Here is a 15,442-nt window from a genome sequence, read left to right on the forward strand (position 1 = left end):
CAGCCGCGGGCGTAGGAAAGAGTCTTTTTCAAGGCAAAAAAAGCCCCGCCAAATTGGCGGGGTTGAGGTACGAGCGTGGCGCTCGGAAAACGTGGAACGCGACAGGCCCTCCGGTGAAGGAGGGCCGGCCGGTGTTACAGCAAGATGGTGCGGATGTCCGCCAGCAGGTCGCTCAGACGCTTGGTGAAGCGTGCAGCAGCGGCGCCGTTGATCACACGGTGATCGTAGGACAGCGACAGTGGCAGCATCAGTTTCGGCTGGAAGGCTTTGCCGTCCCAGACTGGCTGGATGGTTGCCTTGGAAACACCGAGGATCGCCACTTCCGGCGCGTTGACGATCGGCGTGAAGCCGGTGCCGCCAATGTGGCCGAGGCTGGAAATGGTGAAGCAGGCGCCTTGCATATCGTCAGCGGTGAGCTTCTTGTCGCGGGCTTTGGCGGCCAGCGCAGCGGCTTCGGCTGCCAGTTGCAACAGGCTCTTCTGGTCGACGTTCTTGATGACCGGTACCAGCAGGCCTTCAGGGGTGTCGACCGCGAAGCCGATGTTCACGTACTTCTTGCGGATGATCGCCTTGCCGCTAGGTGCCAGCGAACTGTTGAAGTCCGGCAGTTCCTTGAGCAGGTGCGCGCAGGATTTGAGCAGCAGCGGCAGGATGGTCAGCTTGACGCCGGCCTTCTCTGCAACGGCTTTCTGAGCGATACGGAACGCTTCCAGCTCGGTGATATCAGCCGAATCGAACTGAGTCACGTGCGGAATGTTCAGCCAGCTGCGGTGCAGGCTCGACGCGCCGATCTGCATCAGGCGAGTCATCGGCACTTCTTCGGTTTCACCGAAGCGGCTGAAGTCCACGACCGGAATCGGCGGGATGCCCGCGCCACCGGTTGCGCCTGCAGCAGCGGCCGGTGCTTCCTTGGCCTTCTGCATCATCGCCTTGACGTAAACCTGCACGTCTTCTTTCAGCACGCGACCGTGCGGGCCGCTTGGGCTGACCGCGCTCAGCTCGACGCCGAATTCGCGGGCCAGTTGGCGTACGGCCGGGCCAGCATGAACCTTGGCGCCTGGCTTGGCCGGTGCCGCTGCAGGTGCGGCCGGTGCCGGAACAGCAGGTGCCGCGGCGGCTGGAGCAGGCGCAGCAGCGCTCGGTGCCGCAGCGGCCGGAGCCGGGGCAGCAGCAGGCGCAGCGCCTTTGACTTTCAGCTTCAGGATCAGGTCGCCAGTACCGACTTCGTCATCCAGCTTGATGGAAACGCTTTCCACCACGCCAGCGGCAGGCGATGGAATTTCCATGCTGGCCTTGTCGGATTCCAGGGTGATCAGCGACTGGTCGGCGGTGACGGTATCGCCGGCCTTGACCAGCACTTCGATGATCTTGGCCTTGCCCGACGAACCGATGTCCGGGACGTGAATGTCCTGAACACTGTCGGCAACCGGTGCAGCCGGGGCAGCAGCGGCAGACGCCGGAGCAGCGGCCGCAGGAGCAGCAGCCTGTGCTGGCGCGGCAGCAGCAGGGGCCGCAGCACCCGCCACTTCCAGATCCAGGATCAGGTCGCCAGTGCCGACTTCGTCGTTGAGCTTGACGCTGATGCTCTTGACCACGCCAGCGGCAGGCGATGGGATTTCCATGCTGGCCTTGTCGGATTCCAGGGTGATCAGCGACTGATCAGCGGCGACGGTGTCGCCGACCTTGACCTGGATCTCGATGATCTGGGCCTTGCCTGCCGAACCGATGTCCGGCACGTGCACTTGCTGAACCGAAGCGGCAGCAGGCGCGGCGGCTGGCGCTGGAGCAGCGGCGGCAGGAGCAGCAGCCGGTTTCTCTTCAGCTTTTGCAGCTGGCGCAGCGGCAGCCGCAGGGGGCGGTGCAGAGGCCGGGGCAGCGGCACCTTCGACTTCCAGCTCCAGCAGTTCGTCGCCTTCTTTCAGGCGATCGCCCAGCTTCACTTTCAGGCTCTTGATGATACCGGCCTTCGGCGCAGGCACTTCCATGCTCGCCTTGTCCGATTCCAGCGTCAGGATGCTCTGGTCGGCTTCGATGCGGTCGCCGACCTTCACAAACAGTTCAATTACTTCACCTTCACCGCTGCCGATGTCAGGTACGCGAATGAGTTCGCTCACAGAGTGTCTCCTCAGCAGTCCAGTGGGTTGCGTTTTTCCGGGTCGATACCGAACTTGGCGATGGCTTCAGCCACCACTTTAGGTTCGATGTCGCCGCGGTCAGCCAATGCTTCCAGGGCTGCCAACACCACGAAATGACGATCGACTTCGAAGAAGTGACGCAGCTTCTTGCGGCTGTCACTGCGGCCGAAACCGTCGGTGCCCAGGACTTTGAATTCCTTGGACGGTACCCACTGACGAATTTGCTCTGCGAACAGTTTCATGTAGTCGGTAGAGGCGATGACCGGACCTTTACGGCCGCTCAGGCACTCTTCGACGTAGCTCAGTTTAGGCTTCTGGCCAGGGTGCAGACGGTTGGTGCGCTCAACGGCCAGGCCATCGCGACGCAGTTCGTTGAAGCTGGTAACGCTCCACACGTCGGCGCCGACGTTGAACTGTTCACGCAGGATCTTCGCCGCTTCACGGACTTCACGCAGGATGGTGCCGGAGCCCATCAGCTGAACGTGGTGCGCCGCTTCGCGGGTGTCTTCTTCGAGCAGGTACATGCCCTTGATGATGCCTTCCTCTACACCGGCCGGCATGGCTGGCTGCTGGTAGGACTCGTTCATCACGGTGATGTAGTAGAAAACGTCCTGCTGCTCTTCGGTCATCTTCTTCATGCCGTCCTGAATGATCACCGCCAGCTCGTAGCCGTAGGTTGGATCAAAGGTGCGGCAGTTCGGGATGGTGGCAGCCAGGATGTGGCTGTGACCGTCTTCGTGTTGCAGGCCTTCGCCGTTCAGCGTGGTCCGGCCGGCGGTGCCGCCGATCAGGAAGCCACGGGTACGGCTGTCGCCGGCAGCCCAGGCCAGGTCGCCGATACGCTGGAAGCCGAACATCGAGTAGAAGATGTAGAACGGCAGCATTGGCTGGTTGTGGCTGGAGTACGAAGTACCGGCCGCGATGAAGGAGCTCATGGCGCCCGCTTCGTTGATACCTTCCTCGAGGATCTGGCCCTTCTTGTCTTCCTTGTAGAACATCACCTGGTCTTTATCGACTGGCTCGTAGAGCTGGCCGACGGACGAGTAGATGCCCAACTGACGGAACATGCCTTCCATACCGAAGGTACGGGCTTCGTCCGGGATGATCGGAACGATGCGCGGGCCGATTTCCTTGTCCTTGACCAGCTGCGCGAGGATCCGCACGAACGCCATGGTGGTGGAAATTTCACGGTCGCCCGAGCCGTCTAGGATAGCCTTGAGGGTATCCAGCGATGGGGTCGGTACGCTGAAGCTCTGCGCGCGGCGCTGTGGCACGAAACCGCCCAGTGCAGTGCGGCGCTCGCTCAGGTAGCGGGCTTCGGCGCTGTTCGGTTCAGGTTTGAAGAACGGCAGGTTTTCCAGCTCTTCGTCCTTGACCGGGATGTCGAAGCGGTCACGGAACAACTTAAGGCTGTCGACATCGACTTTCTTGGTGTTGTGCGCAGTGTTTTTCGCTTCGCCGGCACCGGTGCCATAACCCTTGATGGTCTTGGCCAGGATGACGGTCGGTTGTTCTTTGTGGTTGACCGCTTCGTGGTACGCCGCGTAGACCTTGTACGGGTCGTGACCGCCACGGTTGAGTTTCCAGATCTCGTCGTCGGACAGATCAGCAACCATCGCCTTGAGTTCTGGCGAGTTGAAGAAGTGTTCACGCACGAACGCGCCGTCTTTGGCTTTGTAGTTCTGGTACTCGCCGTCGATGACTTCGTCCATGCGACGTTGCAGGATGCCGTCGACGTCTTTGGCCAGCAGTGGGTCCCAGAAACGGCCCCAGATGACTTTGGTCACGTTCCACTGAGCGCCACGGAACACGCCTTCGAGTTCCTGGATGATCTTGCCGTTGCCGCGAACCGGGCCGTCGAGGCGCTGCAGGTTGCAGTTGATGACAAAGATCAGGTTGTCGAGCTTCTCGCGGCCAGCCAGCGAGATCGCGCCCAGGGATTCCGGCTCGTCGCACTCGCCGTCGCCCAGGAAGCACCAGACTTTCTGCTTGCCTTCCGGGATGAAGCCACGGGCTTCCAGGTACTTCATGAAGCGAGCCTGGTAGATCGCCTGGATCGGGCCCAGACCCATGGATACGGTCGGGAACTGCCAGAAATCAGGCATCAGCCAAGGGTGCGGATAGGACGAGAGGCCCTGGCCGTCCACTTCCTGGCGGAAGTTGTTCATCTGGTCTTCGGTGATGCGGCCTTCCATGAACGCGCGGGCATAAACGCCTGGCGAGGTGTGGCCCTGGAAGTAGATCAGGTCGCCGCCGTGTTCGTCGGTCGGGGCCTGGAAGAAATAGTTGAAACCGATGTCGTACAGGGTGGCGCTGGAGGCGAAGCTGGAGATGTGACCGCCCAGGTCAGAATCTTTCAGGTTCGTACGCATCACCATGGCCATCGCGTTCCAGCGTACCAACGAGCGAATGCGGCGTTCCATGAACAGGTCGCCAGGCATGCGTGCTTCGTGGGTAACGGGAATGGTGTTGCGGTATGGCGTGGTGATGGCGTAAGGCAATTGCGAACCGCTGCGGGTTGCGAGTTCGCCCATACGGGTCATCAGATAATGAGCACGGTCTTCGCCTTCTTTGTCGAGAACCGATTCCAGGGCGTCCAGCCATTCCTGGGTTTCGACGGGATCGAGGTCTTGCATGGCTTGCTCCAGGGCGGAAAGGCTTCCAGAATCGGTTGCCTGAGTTTGCGACTGGCCTTGTGGGCAGACGATATAAATTCTTGGATTGCCGAGAGGTTGTTCCGGCGGCGTGTAGTTTTACTACAAATCATCGGGCATTTCAGCCTTTCGAATGTATATACGAGTAGTAAAACTACAGATGAGCGGCTTGTGGCCTCCAGCTGCGTTGTGAGAATAATCGTTAAGGTTGGTCTTTTGCCAACCAAAAAAGGTGAAAGCTTGATGCTGTCTACCAAAAATGAAGAAATTTCAGCTATTTCTAACCTTTGTTCGACAGTCGATCACGTAGTGCAATTTGAAAATTCACTACATGCAGCCCTCTACACGCCGATCAAGGATAGACCATGAGCCTCCCTTCGCTTGCCGAACTGCCTGGCATTCTCCTGCCGTTTGTCACCCGTGCCGAGCAGTCGTTCCGTGCAGCGGTCGAGGCGCTCGATGATGATCATGGCCTGTCTTCGTGGACACCTGAACGCTGGGCGCAGTTCGCCCGTGTCACTGCCGCCAGCGACTTCGTGATTGAACAAAGCATTCGTGACCCTTTGATGTTGCTGGCACTGGTGCAGTCCGGCGAACTGGATCGCGGCTTTGCCCCCGGCGAGTTGTGCGCGCAGATTGCGGCGGCGGTGAATGCCGCGCAGACCGAAGACGAACTCGGCCGCGTCTTGCGTCGCCAGCGCACCCGTCATCAAGTGCGGATCATCTGGCGTGACCTGACCCGTCAGGCCGACCTCATCCAGACCTGCCGCGACCTCTCGGACATGGCCGACGCCAGCATCGATCAGGCTTATCAATGGTTGTACTCGCGCCATTGCCAGCAGTTCGGCGTGCCGACCGGTCGACGCAGCGGCGAGCCGCAGCAGATGGTCATCCTCGGCATGGGCAAGCTCGGCGCGGTCGAGCTCAACCTGTCTTCGGACATCGACCTGATCTTCGCCTACCCCGAGGGCGGCGAAACCGTCGGCGTGAAACGTTCGCTGGATAATCAGGAATTCTTCATCCGCCTCGGTCAGCGCCTGATCAAGGCACTGGACCCGATGACCGTCGACGGTTTTGTGTTTCGCGTGGACATGCGCCTGCGACCCTACGGTTCGGCCGGTGCGTTGGTGCTGAGCTTCAACGCGCTGGAGCAGTATTACCAGGATCAGGGGCGCGACTGGGAGCGCTACGCGATGATCAAGTCGCGGGTGGTGGCCGGCGATCAAGTGGCGGGCGCGCAGCTGCAAGAGATGCTGCGGCCGTTCGTTTACCGGCGTTACCTGGACTTCTCCGCCATCGAAGCGCTGCGCACGATGAAGCAGTTGATCCAACAGGAAGTCCGGCGCAAGGGCATGGCCGACAACATCAAGCTCGGCTCCGGCGGCATCCGCGAAGTCGAGTTTATCGCCCAGGCATTTCAGCTGATCCACGGCGGCCGCGACCTGAGCCTGCAACAACGTCCTCTATTAAAAGTATTGAGCACCCTGGAAGGTCAGGGTTACCTGCCGCCGGCGGTGGTCAGCGAACTGCGCGAAGGCTACGAATTCCTGCGTTACACCGAGCACGCCATTCAGGCGATTGCAGACCGCCAGACCCAGATGTTGCCGGACGGTGCGCAGGATCAGGCGCGTATTGCATTTATGTTGGGCTTTGCCGATTGGGACGCCTTTCATGAGCAACTGATGTATTGGCGCGGTCGTGTTGCGTGGCACTTCGGCCAGGTGATCGCCGATCCCGACGAAGAGGAAGGGGCTGAAAGCGAAGTGGTGGTCGGCGGTGAATGGCTGCCACTGTGGGAAGAGGCGCAGGACGAAGAGGCCGCTTGCCGCCAGTTGGAGGAGGGCGGTTTCGTCGATGCCACCAAAGCCCTGAAAGCCCTGGCCAGCCTGCGCAGCAGCCCGCAATTGCGCGCGATGCAGCGTTTGGGGCGCGAACGCCTTGATGCCTTTATTCCACGGTTGTTGGCGCAGGCGGTCGAACACGCCAATCCGGATCTGGTGCTGGAACGCGTGCTGCCGCTGGTTGAAGCGGTGGCCCGGCGTTCCGCGTACTTGGTGCTGCTGACCGAAAACCCCGGCGCGCTGCGACGCTTGCTGACCTTGTGCGCTGCGAGCCCGTGGATTGCCGAACAGATCACCCGCTTCCCGCTGCTGCTCGACGAATTGCTCAACGAAGGCCGGCTGTTCAAACCGCCCCTGGCGCCGGAGCTGGCCGCTGAGTTGCGCGAGCGCCTGACACGAATTCCCGAGGACGACCTCGAGCAGCAAATGGAAGCCCTGCGCCATTTCAAGCTGGCGCACCGCTTGCGCGTCGCCGCGTCGGAGATCGCCGGCAGCCTGCCGTTGATGAAAGTCAGCGATTACCTGACCTGGCTCGCCGAAGCGATCCTCGAACAGGTGCTGGCCCTGGCCTGGCGCCAGACGGTAGCCAAATACGGCACGCCGCTGCGCAGTGACGGTACGCTGTGCGATCCGGGCTTCATCATTGTCGGTTATGGGAAAGTCGGCGGGCTGGAATTGGGGCATGGTTCGGACCTGGACCTGGTGTTCATACATGACGGCGACCCGCAGGCTGAAACCGACGGCCCGAAACCGATTGATGGCGCGCAATTCTTCACCCGGCTCGGGCAGCGGATCATTCACTTGCTCACGGCCCAGACCAACTCCGGCCAGCTCTATGAAGTGGACATGCGCCTGCGACCGTCCGGTGCTTCCGGTCTGTTGGTGAGTTCGCTTGGCGCGTTTGCGCGTTATCAGGAAAACGAAGCCTGGACCTGGGAACATCAGGCGTTGGTGCGGGCGCGGGTATTGGTGGGCAGTCAGGACGTCGGCCAGGCGTTCGAGAAGGTTCGCGCGGCGATTTTGGGCAAAGTCCGGGATTTACCGACCTTGCGCCAGGAGGTCAGCGAGATGCGCGCCAAGATGCGCGACAACCTCGGCAGCAAGAGCACCGCGGCCGGCACCGGGGCGAATGCCTTCGAGGCCACGGCGCCGTTCGATCTCAAGCAGGACGCCGGAGGTATCGTCGATATTGAATTTATGGTGCAATACGCGGCCTTGGCGTGGTCCGAAACACACCCGCCATTGCTGCGCTGGACCGACAATATCCGCATTCTGGAAGAGCTGGAACACGAAGGGCTGATGCCCGCCGAAGACGCCAGCCTGTTGCGCGAGGCCTATAAAGCCTACCGCTCCGCCGCGCACCGGCAGGCCTTGCAGAAGGACGCCGGGGTGATACCGGGCGACCAGTTCGTGGACGAACGACGGCAGGTGTTGCGGATCTGGCGCGAGTTGGGTCTAAGCTGAAACGTGGCCGTTGGAACGACGAGATTCAAATGTGGGAGCGAGACCGGCTTGCCGGCGATGAGGCCGTCACATCCGGCATGTATGCTGACTGTCACGCCGCTTTCGCGAGCAGGCTCGCCCCCACAGTAGATCTGCAGTGTTTTGTAGAATTCTCGAGGCGGGGAGGCGTATGCCTCCCCGGTTCGTTTTTGGAAACCACATGAAAATTCTGATCGTTGGGCCCAGTTGGGTCGGTGACATGGTGATGGCGCAGACACTGTTTCAGTGTCTCAAGCAACGCCACCCGCAGTGCGAAATCGACGTCCTGGCCCCCGAATGGAGCCGGCCGATTCTTGAACGCATGCCCGAAGTTCGCCAGGCCTTGAGCTTTCCGCTCGGTCACGGTGCTTTGGAGCTGGCGACGCGTAGGCGCATCGGCAAATCCCTGGCCGGCCAGTACGACCAGGCGATCCTGTTGCCCAATTCCCTGAAGTCGGCATTGGTGCCGTTTTTTGCCGGCATCCCGAAGCGCACCGGCTGGCGCGGCGAATTCCGCTACGGCCTGCTCAATGACGTGCGTACGCTGGACAAAGAACGTTACCCGCTGATGATCGAGCGCTTCATGGCGCTGGCTTACGAGCCGGGCCTTGAGCTGCCGAAACCGTACCCGCGCCCGAGCTTGCAGATCGATCCGGTCACCCGCGAAGCGGCGCTGGCCAAATTCGGTCTGGCCCTCGACCGCCCGGTGTTGGCGCTGTGCCCCGGTGCCGAGTTCGGCGAGTCCAAGCGCTGGCCGTCCGAGCATTACGCCAAGGTCGCCGAAGCGAAAATTCGCGAAGGCTGGCAAGTCTGGCTGTTCGGTTCGAAAAACGATCACGCCGTAGGCGAAGACATCCGCGCGCGCTTGATTCCCGGCCTGCGTGAAGAATCGGTGAACCTCAGCGGCGGCACGTCGCTGGCCGAAGCCATCGATTTGCTGTCCTGCGCACATTCGGTGGTGTCCAACGACTCCGGCCTGATGCACGTTGCCGCGGCACTGAATCGCCCGCTGGTGGCGGTGTACGGCTCGACGTCACCGGGCTTCACGCCGCCGCTGGCCGAGCACGTCGAGATCGTGCGCCTGGGCATCGAATGCAGCCCGTGCTTCGATCGCACGTGCCGCTTCGGTCATTACAACTGCCTGCGCCAGCTGATGCCGCAAGCGGTGAACGAAGCCTTGCAGCGTTTGCAGGGCACTGTGGTCGAGGTCAAATAGTTTGCGGGTTCTGCTGATCAAGACTTCTTCGCTGGGCGACGTGATTCATGCGTTGCCGGCGTTGACCGACGCGGCCCGGGCGATTCCCGGCATCACGTTCGACTGGGTGGTGGAAGAAGGTTTCGCCGAGATCCCGACCTGGCACCCGGCTGTAGGCAAAGTGATTCCGGTGGCGATCCGTCGCTGGCGCAAGAACATCTGGCAGACCATCAAGAGTGGCGAGTGGAAGCGCTTCAAGCAAAGCCTTCGCGCCACGAAATATGATCTGGTGATTGACGCGCAGGGCCTGCTGAAAAGCGCCTTGCTGACCCGCTATGTCAAGGCGCCGGTGGCAGGCCTCGACAAAGGCTCGGCACGGGAACCGATCGCCGCGCGTTTCTACGATCGGCGTCTGGCGGTTGCCCGTGGCCAGCACGCGGTTGAGCGAGTGCGTCAGTTGTTCGCCATCGCCCTGGGCTACGACCTGCCCAATGGGTTGGGCGACTACGGCCTGAACGTCGAGCGCCTGGTGGAATTGCCGCGCAAGAACCCTTACGTGCTGTTCCTGCACGGCACCACCTGGGACACCAAGCACTGGCCTGAAGCCTACTGGCGCGAGCTGGCCGAGCGCGTCGGCTACCTGGGCGTCGGCGTGAAGCTGGCGTGGGGCAATCCGGCGGAAAAAGCCCGGGCCGAGCGCATTGCCAAGGACATGCGGCACGTCGAAGTGCTGCCCAAACTGAATCTGGCGGGCATCGGCAAAGTGCTGGCCGGTGCGCAGGCGTGCGTGGCGGTGGACACCGGCCTCGGTCACCTGGCCGCTGCACTGGACGTGCCGACGCTGTCGCTGTTCGGCCCGACTAATCCGGGCCTGACCGGCGCTTACGGCAAGGCCCAGATCCACATGGCCAGCGATTTCCCCTGCGCTCCATGCCTGCAAAAGAAATGCACCTATCAACCGACGGCCGAAGATGCCCGCCGGTTCGACCTGAAACGCGAGTGGCCGCTGTGCTTCACGCGTCTGAATCCCGAGCGTGTCGCGACCCGACTGAGCACGTTGTTACTGGCTGAGGAGCTGCGCTGATGCAATTGGCATTCGTCTTGTACAAGTACTTTCCATTCGGGGGGTTGCAGCGTGATTTCATGCGCATCGCCCTGGAATGCCAGGAGCGCGGCCACCAGATTCGCGTCTACACGCTGATCTGGGAGGGCGATATTCCGCCGGGTTTCGAAGTGCTGGTGGCGCCGGTCAAGGCGTTTTTCAATCATCGGCGTAACGAGAAGCTCAGCGAGTGGATGGAGGCCGATCTGGCCAAGCGTCCGGTGGATCGTCTGATCGGCTTCAACAAAATGCCGGGCCTGGACGTTTACTACGCAGCCGACGGTTGCTTCGAAGACAAGGCGCAAAACCTGCGCAACTCGCTGTACCGTCGCTGGGGCCGCTACCGGCACTTCGCCGAGTACGAGCGCGCGGTGTTTGCCAGGGACGCCAAGACTGAAGTGTTGATGATCTCCGAGGTCCAGCAGCCGCTGTTCATCAAGCATTACGACACGCCGCTGGAACGCTTCCATTTGCTGCCGCCGGGCATTTCTCAGGATCGGCGCGCGCCACCGAATGCGGCTGAGATTCGTACCGGGTTCCGTCGTGAATTCAACCTGAAGGACGACGAGTTGCTGCTGGTGCAGATCGGCTCCGGGTTCAAGACCAAAGGCGTGGATCGCAGCCTCAAGGCGCTGGCCGCGTTGCCCGCTGATCTGAGGAAACGCACCCGGCTGTTTGTAATTGGCCAGGATGACCCCAAATTGTTCCAGATGCAGAGCGCTGCGTTGGGGCTCGGCGACAACGTGACGTTCCTCAAGGGCCGCAGCGATATTCCGCGTTTCCTGCTCGGGGCCGATCTGTTGATCCATCCGGCGTACAACGAAAACACCGGGACTGTGCTGCTCGAAGCCCTGGTGGCCGGTTTGCCGGTGCTGGTGAGTGCGGTGTGCGGTTACGCCCATTACATTGCCGAGGCCGACGCCGGTCTGGTGCTGGATGAACCCTTCGATCAGGCGCAACTGACGCAATACCTGACCGGTATGTTGAACGACGCTCAAGCGCGGGCGGCCTGGAGCCGCAACGGTCTGGCCTTCGCCGAGACGGCAGACCTCTACAGCATGCCGCAACACGCGGCCGATGTGATTCTGGCGGAGCACGCTTAATGAAGTTGATGCTGGCTGAACCGTTCAAGAGCCTTTGGGCCGGACGCGATCCATTCGTCGAGGTCGAAGGGCTTCAGGGCGAGGTGTACCGCGAGCTGGAAGCTCGTCGCACGTTACGCACCGAGGTGAACGGCAACGGGTTTTTCGTGAAGATCCACCGTGGCATTGGTTGGGGCGAAATCTTCAAAAACCTGCTGACGGCCAAGCTGCCGGTGCTCGGCGCGGGTCAGGAATGGAAAGCCATTCAGCGCCTGCAGGAAGTCGGCGTGCCGACCATGACGGCGGTTGCCTACGGCGAGAAGGGCAGCAACCCGGCGGATCAGCATTCGTTCATCGTCACCGAAGAACTGGCGCCGACCGTCAGCCTCGAAGACTTCAGCATCGACTGGGTCAAGAACCCGCCGGAGCCGAGACTCAAGCGCGCGCTGATCGCCGAAGTGGCACGCATGACCGGCATGATGCACCGCGCCGGGGTCAACCACCGCGACTGCTACATCTGTCACTTCCTGCTGCACACCGACAAACCGGTGACGGCTGACGACTTCAAGCTCTCGGTGATCGACCTGCACCGCGCCCAGACCCGCCCGACGATTACCCAACGCTGGCGCAACAAGGATTTGGCGGCGCTGTACTTTTCGGCCCTGGACATCGGCCTGACCCGACGCGACAAGCTGCGTTTCCTCAAGGGTTATTTCCAGCAACCCCTGCGCCAGATCCTCGGCGAAGAAGCCGGGTTGCTCACCTGGCTCGAAGGCAAGGCCAGCAAACTCTACGACCGTAAACAGCGATACGGGGATGCGCTCTGATGTCGGGCTGGAGACTGGAACCTGCTTACAGTGACCTGGCCGATGATTTTGGCAGCCTTGAGGCGGTGTTTGCCCTTCAGGGCGAGCAGTTGACCCGCGACCCGTTGTCCGAGGTTGTCCGCGTCCAGCTCAAGGGCGTCAACTATTACGTCAAGCGTTACGTGGGCGCGGGCAAGGGCCTGCGCCGCTACCTCGGCAAGCCGCGGGTGAAGATGGAATGGCAAAACCTCAAGCGCTTTTCCAAGTGGGGCATTCCCACCGCAGAGGTGGTGGCCTGGGGGCTGGAACGGCGCGGTGCAGCCTACGCTCGCGGTGCGATGATCACCCGTGAACTGCCCAATACCGAAGACCTGAATGCCCTGGCTGAACGACGTGACCCGAAACTGACGGATCGCGCCTGGGTCGATCACATCAGTCGGCAACTGGCCGGTTACACCCGGATCATGCATGACAATCGCTTCACCCATAACGATTTGAAGTGGCGCAACCTGCTGGTCGACGATCAGGCACAACTGTTCCTGATCGACTGCCCCAACGGTGATTTCTGGAGCGGCTTCTGGCTCAAATACCGCATCACCAAGGATCTGGCGTGTCTCGACAAGGTCGCCAAGTATCACCTGTCGGCCACCCAGCGACTGCGCTTTTACCTGCAATACCGCCAACGGACGCGGCTCAATGCGGCCGATAAAAAACGGATCCGGCACGTGGTGAGATTTTTCGAGGGGCGCGAATGACTGATTTTCTGGCCGCTGAAGACCGGGCGCTTTTGGAGCGTCACGGCCTCGGCACCTTCGATGCACTGTGGGCCCGGCAGCTTGAGGCTGTGGATGAGCCCAACACCGCGCGCGGTGGCTGGAGCAGCGTGTTTCGGCTGGATCTTGAAGGTCACGGCTTCTACCTCAAGCGCCAAAGCAACTACCAGATGCGCACCTTGCACGCGCCCTTTGGCGAGCCGAGTTTTGCCAGGGAATTTCGCAACATCAGCCGTTATGAAAAGCTTGGCATTCCGGCGCTGAAAGCGGTTTTTTTCGGTGAGCGCAAGGTCGACGGCGAGGTCCGCGCGGTTTTGCTGACCCGTGCGCTGGACGGCTGGGATGACCTGGATTCGCTGTTGCAGCGCTGGTCGGATCTGAGTCCGGCGCAGCACTCGGCCATTTTGCAGGCCTGCGGGCTGTTGGCTCGGCGCCTGCACGGTGCGCGTCAGGTCCACGGCTGTTTCTACCCCAAGCACATTTTTCTCCAGGCCACCGGCGACGGTTACATGGCCCAGCTCATCGACCTGGAAAAGACCCGGCCGCTGCTGTTCGGTCAGCGGGACCGGATCAAGGATCTGGAACCGTTGACCCGGCGCTCGCCCCAGTGGAGCGATGCACAGCTGCGCGAGCTGTTGGCCACCTACCTGGATCAACCGCCGGACAGTTCGCTGATCGACCGCTGGCTGGCGAAATTGACCGCGCGGCGCAGTTACAAGAGGTTCAACTGATGCGTTTGTCCGAACTGAAAGAGGCGGGACGCGACCCGGTGCTGCCGCTGAGCATCTCGCTGGCCGATGCCGCCGGGCCTGCCGAGTTGCAGTTGTTGAGCCTGTTGCGGGTGTTACCAGGCCAGCGCTATGTCGGCGCCGGTGTCTGGCGTGGCCGGCCGGTATTGGCCAAGTTGCTGGTCGGCAGCAAAGCGGCGCGGCATTTCCAGCGTGAGCTGAGCGGCGTGCGCTTGCTCGCGGACCAAGGGCTGACTACGCCGCAGCTGTTGGCCGATGGCCTGAAGGACGGCGAAGGTGGCTGGCTGCTGTTCGATTACCTCGAAGGTGCGCAAAGCCTGGGGGATACCTGGAAACGGGTCGAGCATTTGCCGGTGCTCTCGGATGGGCAAGGGGCCGTGTTGGCCGAGGCGCTGGGCGCGATCGGCCAGATGCACCGCAAAGGGCTGTGGCAGGAAGACCTGCACCTGGACAACCTGCTGCGCCAGCGCGGCCGCCTGTATTTGATCGATGGCGCCGGGATTTGCAGTGAAACCCCCGGCCAGCCGCTGTCGCGACAGAAAGTCCTGGAAAACCTCGGGGTGTTTTTTGCTCAGTTGCCCAGGTCGCTGGAGCCGTTCACTGAAGAATTGCTGGTGTATTACCTCCTGAGCAATGGCGAACATGCCTTGCCGATGGAGGCGTTGCAGAAGCAGATCGACAAGGTGCGCAGTTGGCGCCTCAAGGACTTTCTGATCAAGGTCGGCCGCGAATGCACGCTGTTCAGCGTGCAGCGTGGCGCCTTCGGTTTACGGGCGATTCGCCGCGAAGAAGAAGCGGCGATGTTGCCGGTGCTGGAGCAGGCCGATGCGTTGCTCGATCAAGGGCATTTGTACAAGACCGGCGGTGCGGCGAGCGTCGGCAAGGTCGAAGTGGCCGGTCGTACCCTGGTGATCAAACGCTACAACATCAAGGGGTTCGCCCACTGGCTCAAACGCTTCTGGCGCCCGAGCCGTGCCTGGCATTCCTGGCGCGAAGGCAATCGATTGGCGTTCCTCGGGATCGCCACGCCGAAACCGTTGGCGGTGCTGGAAAAGCGTTTTCTCTGGTTGCGCAGTCGGGCTTATCTGGTGACCGAGCACCTTCCGGGGCCGGACATCATCGAACGGTTCGCGCCGTACGTTGACAGCGGTGATGCGCCCGAAGCCGAGCTGGTGGCGCTGGATCACCTGTTTGCGGAGCTGATTCGCGAGCGGATCAGCCACGGCGACTTCAAGGGCCATAACCTGTTCTGGCAAGAGGATCGCTGGGCGCTGATCGATCTCGATGCGATGTGCCAGCATGGCTCGCTCCACAGTTTCGCCCCGGCCTATGCACGGGATCGGGCGCGGTTCATGCGTAACTGGCCTGAAAGCAGTGCATTGCATCAGGTGATTGATCAGCGTTTGCCCAAAGACATCTCAGGCGCTGGCTGAATCGGACCTGCGGTCCTATCGCGAGCAAGCCCCCTCCCACACTGCTCCGGGCCTTACGCAGATTATGCGCAAAGCCAGGAAACTGTGGGGGCGGGCGTGGTCTGGGCGGCCTTGCGACGATTGCGTCAGGCCAGTCACCCGAGATTAAGGGACAAGTTCTTATGAAATGTCCTACATGATCTCCAGACCC

Annotated in this window: 11 protein-coding genes; 9 read left to right on the forward strand and 2 right to left on the reverse strand. The window is 61.5% G+C overall.

All coding sequences use genetic code 11. From position 1 onward, the window contains the following. Positions 1–134: 134 nt before the first annotated feature. Positions 135–2,114 (reverse strand): dihydrolipoyllysine-residue acetyltransferase, encoded by a 1,980-nt coding sequence (gene aceF / locus ACM6I5_RS26690; RefSeq protein ID WP_414885002.1) that lies wholly within the window; start codon positions 2,112–2,114, stop codon positions 135–137. Positions 2,115–2,125: 11 nt separating this feature from the next. Then, complete coding sequence (aceE, locus tag ACM6I5_RS26695) at positions 2,126–4,771, reverse strand: pyruvate dehydrogenase (acetyl-transferring), homodimeric type (protein ID WP_017336197.1); 2,646 nt, start codon at positions 4,769–4,771, stop codon at positions 2,126–2,128. Here aceE and ACM6I5_RS26700 point away from each other — a divergent pair. From ACM6I5_RS26700 to ACM6I5_RS26740, 9 genes are all read left to right on the forward strand, one after another. Further along, positions 4,766–5,158 (forward strand): hypothetical protein, encoded by a 393-nt coding sequence (locus ACM6I5_RS26700; protein ID WP_080995105.1) that lies wholly within the window; start codon positions 4,766–4,768, stop codon positions 5,156–5,158. The genes aceE and ACM6I5_RS26700 overlap by 6 nt on opposite strands. After that, positions 5,155–8,094 carry a bifunctional [glutamate--ammonia ligase]-adenylyl-L-tyrosine phosphorylase/[glutamate--ammonia-ligase] adenylyltransferase gene (gene glnE, locus ACM6I5_RS26705; protein WP_414885003.1) on the forward strand — a complete coding sequence of 980 codons (2,940 nt, stop codon included), beginning with the start codon at positions 5,155–5,157 and terminating at the stop codon, positions 8,092–8,094. Before ACM6I5_RS26700 ends, glnE begins: the two co-directional genes overlap by 4 nt. A gap of 199 nt (positions 8,095–8,293) precedes the next feature. Continuing rightward, positions 8,294–9,328 (forward strand): lipopolysaccharide heptosyltransferase II, encoded by a 1,035-nt coding sequence (gene waaF / locus ACM6I5_RS26710; protein ID WP_017336199.1) that lies wholly within the window; start codon positions 8,294–8,296, stop codon positions 9,326–9,328. Position 9,329: 1 nt separating this feature from the next. Next, positions 9,330–10,391: a lipopolysaccharide heptosyltransferase I gene (gene waaC, locus ACM6I5_RS26715; protein ID WP_414879977.1), complete on the forward strand. Its 1,062-nt coding sequence runs from the start codon at positions 9,330–9,332 to the stop codon at positions 10,389–10,391. Then, the gene (locus ACM6I5_RS26720) at positions 10,391–11,512 is read left to right on the forward strand and encodes a glycosyltransferase family 4 protein (protein ID WP_414879978.1); all 1,122 of its coding nucleotides are present in this window, start codon (positions 10,391–10,393) and stop codon (positions 11,510–11,512) included. The genes waaC and ACM6I5_RS26720 overlap by 1 nt, the downstream gene beginning before the upstream one ends. After that, positions 11,512–12,318 (forward strand): lipopolysaccharide core heptose(I) kinase RfaP, encoded by an 807-nt coding sequence (gene rfaP / locus ACM6I5_RS26725; RefSeq protein WP_414885004.1) that lies wholly within the window; start codon positions 11,512–11,514, stop codon positions 12,316–12,318. Before ACM6I5_RS26720 ends, rfaP begins: the two co-directional genes overlap by 1 nt. Further along, a complete protein-coding gene (locus ACM6I5_RS26730; RefSeq protein WP_414885005.1) occupies positions 12,318–13,052 on the forward strand; it encodes a lipopolysaccharide kinase InaA family protein in 735 nt (244 codons plus the stop codon). Before rfaP ends, ACM6I5_RS26730 begins: the two co-directional genes overlap by 1 nt. Next, positions 13,049–13,801, forward strand: coding sequence for a lipopolysaccharide kinase InaA family protein (locus ACM6I5_RS26735; protein WP_414885006.1), 753 nt, complete (start codon positions 13,049–13,051; stop codon positions 13,799–13,801). Before ACM6I5_RS26730 ends, ACM6I5_RS26735 begins: the two co-directional genes overlap by 4 nt. Beyond that, positions 13,801–15,252 carry a lipopolysaccharide kinase InaA family protein gene (locus tag ACM6I5_RS26740; RefSeq protein WP_414885007.1) on the forward strand — a complete coding sequence of 484 codons (1,452 nt, stop codon included), beginning with the start codon at positions 13,801–13,803 and terminating at the stop codon, positions 15,250–15,252. Before ACM6I5_RS26735 ends, ACM6I5_RS26740 begins: the two co-directional genes overlap by 1 nt. The last annotated feature ends 190 nt before the right edge of the window (positions 15,253–15,442 follow it).

The sequence above is a fragment of the Pseudomonas sp. IT-P171 genome (assembly GCF_949767765.1).
Taxonomy (GTDB): Bacteria; Pseudomonadota; Gammaproteobacteria; order Pseudomonadales; family Pseudomonadaceae; genus Aquipseudomonas; species Aquipseudomonas fluorescens_B.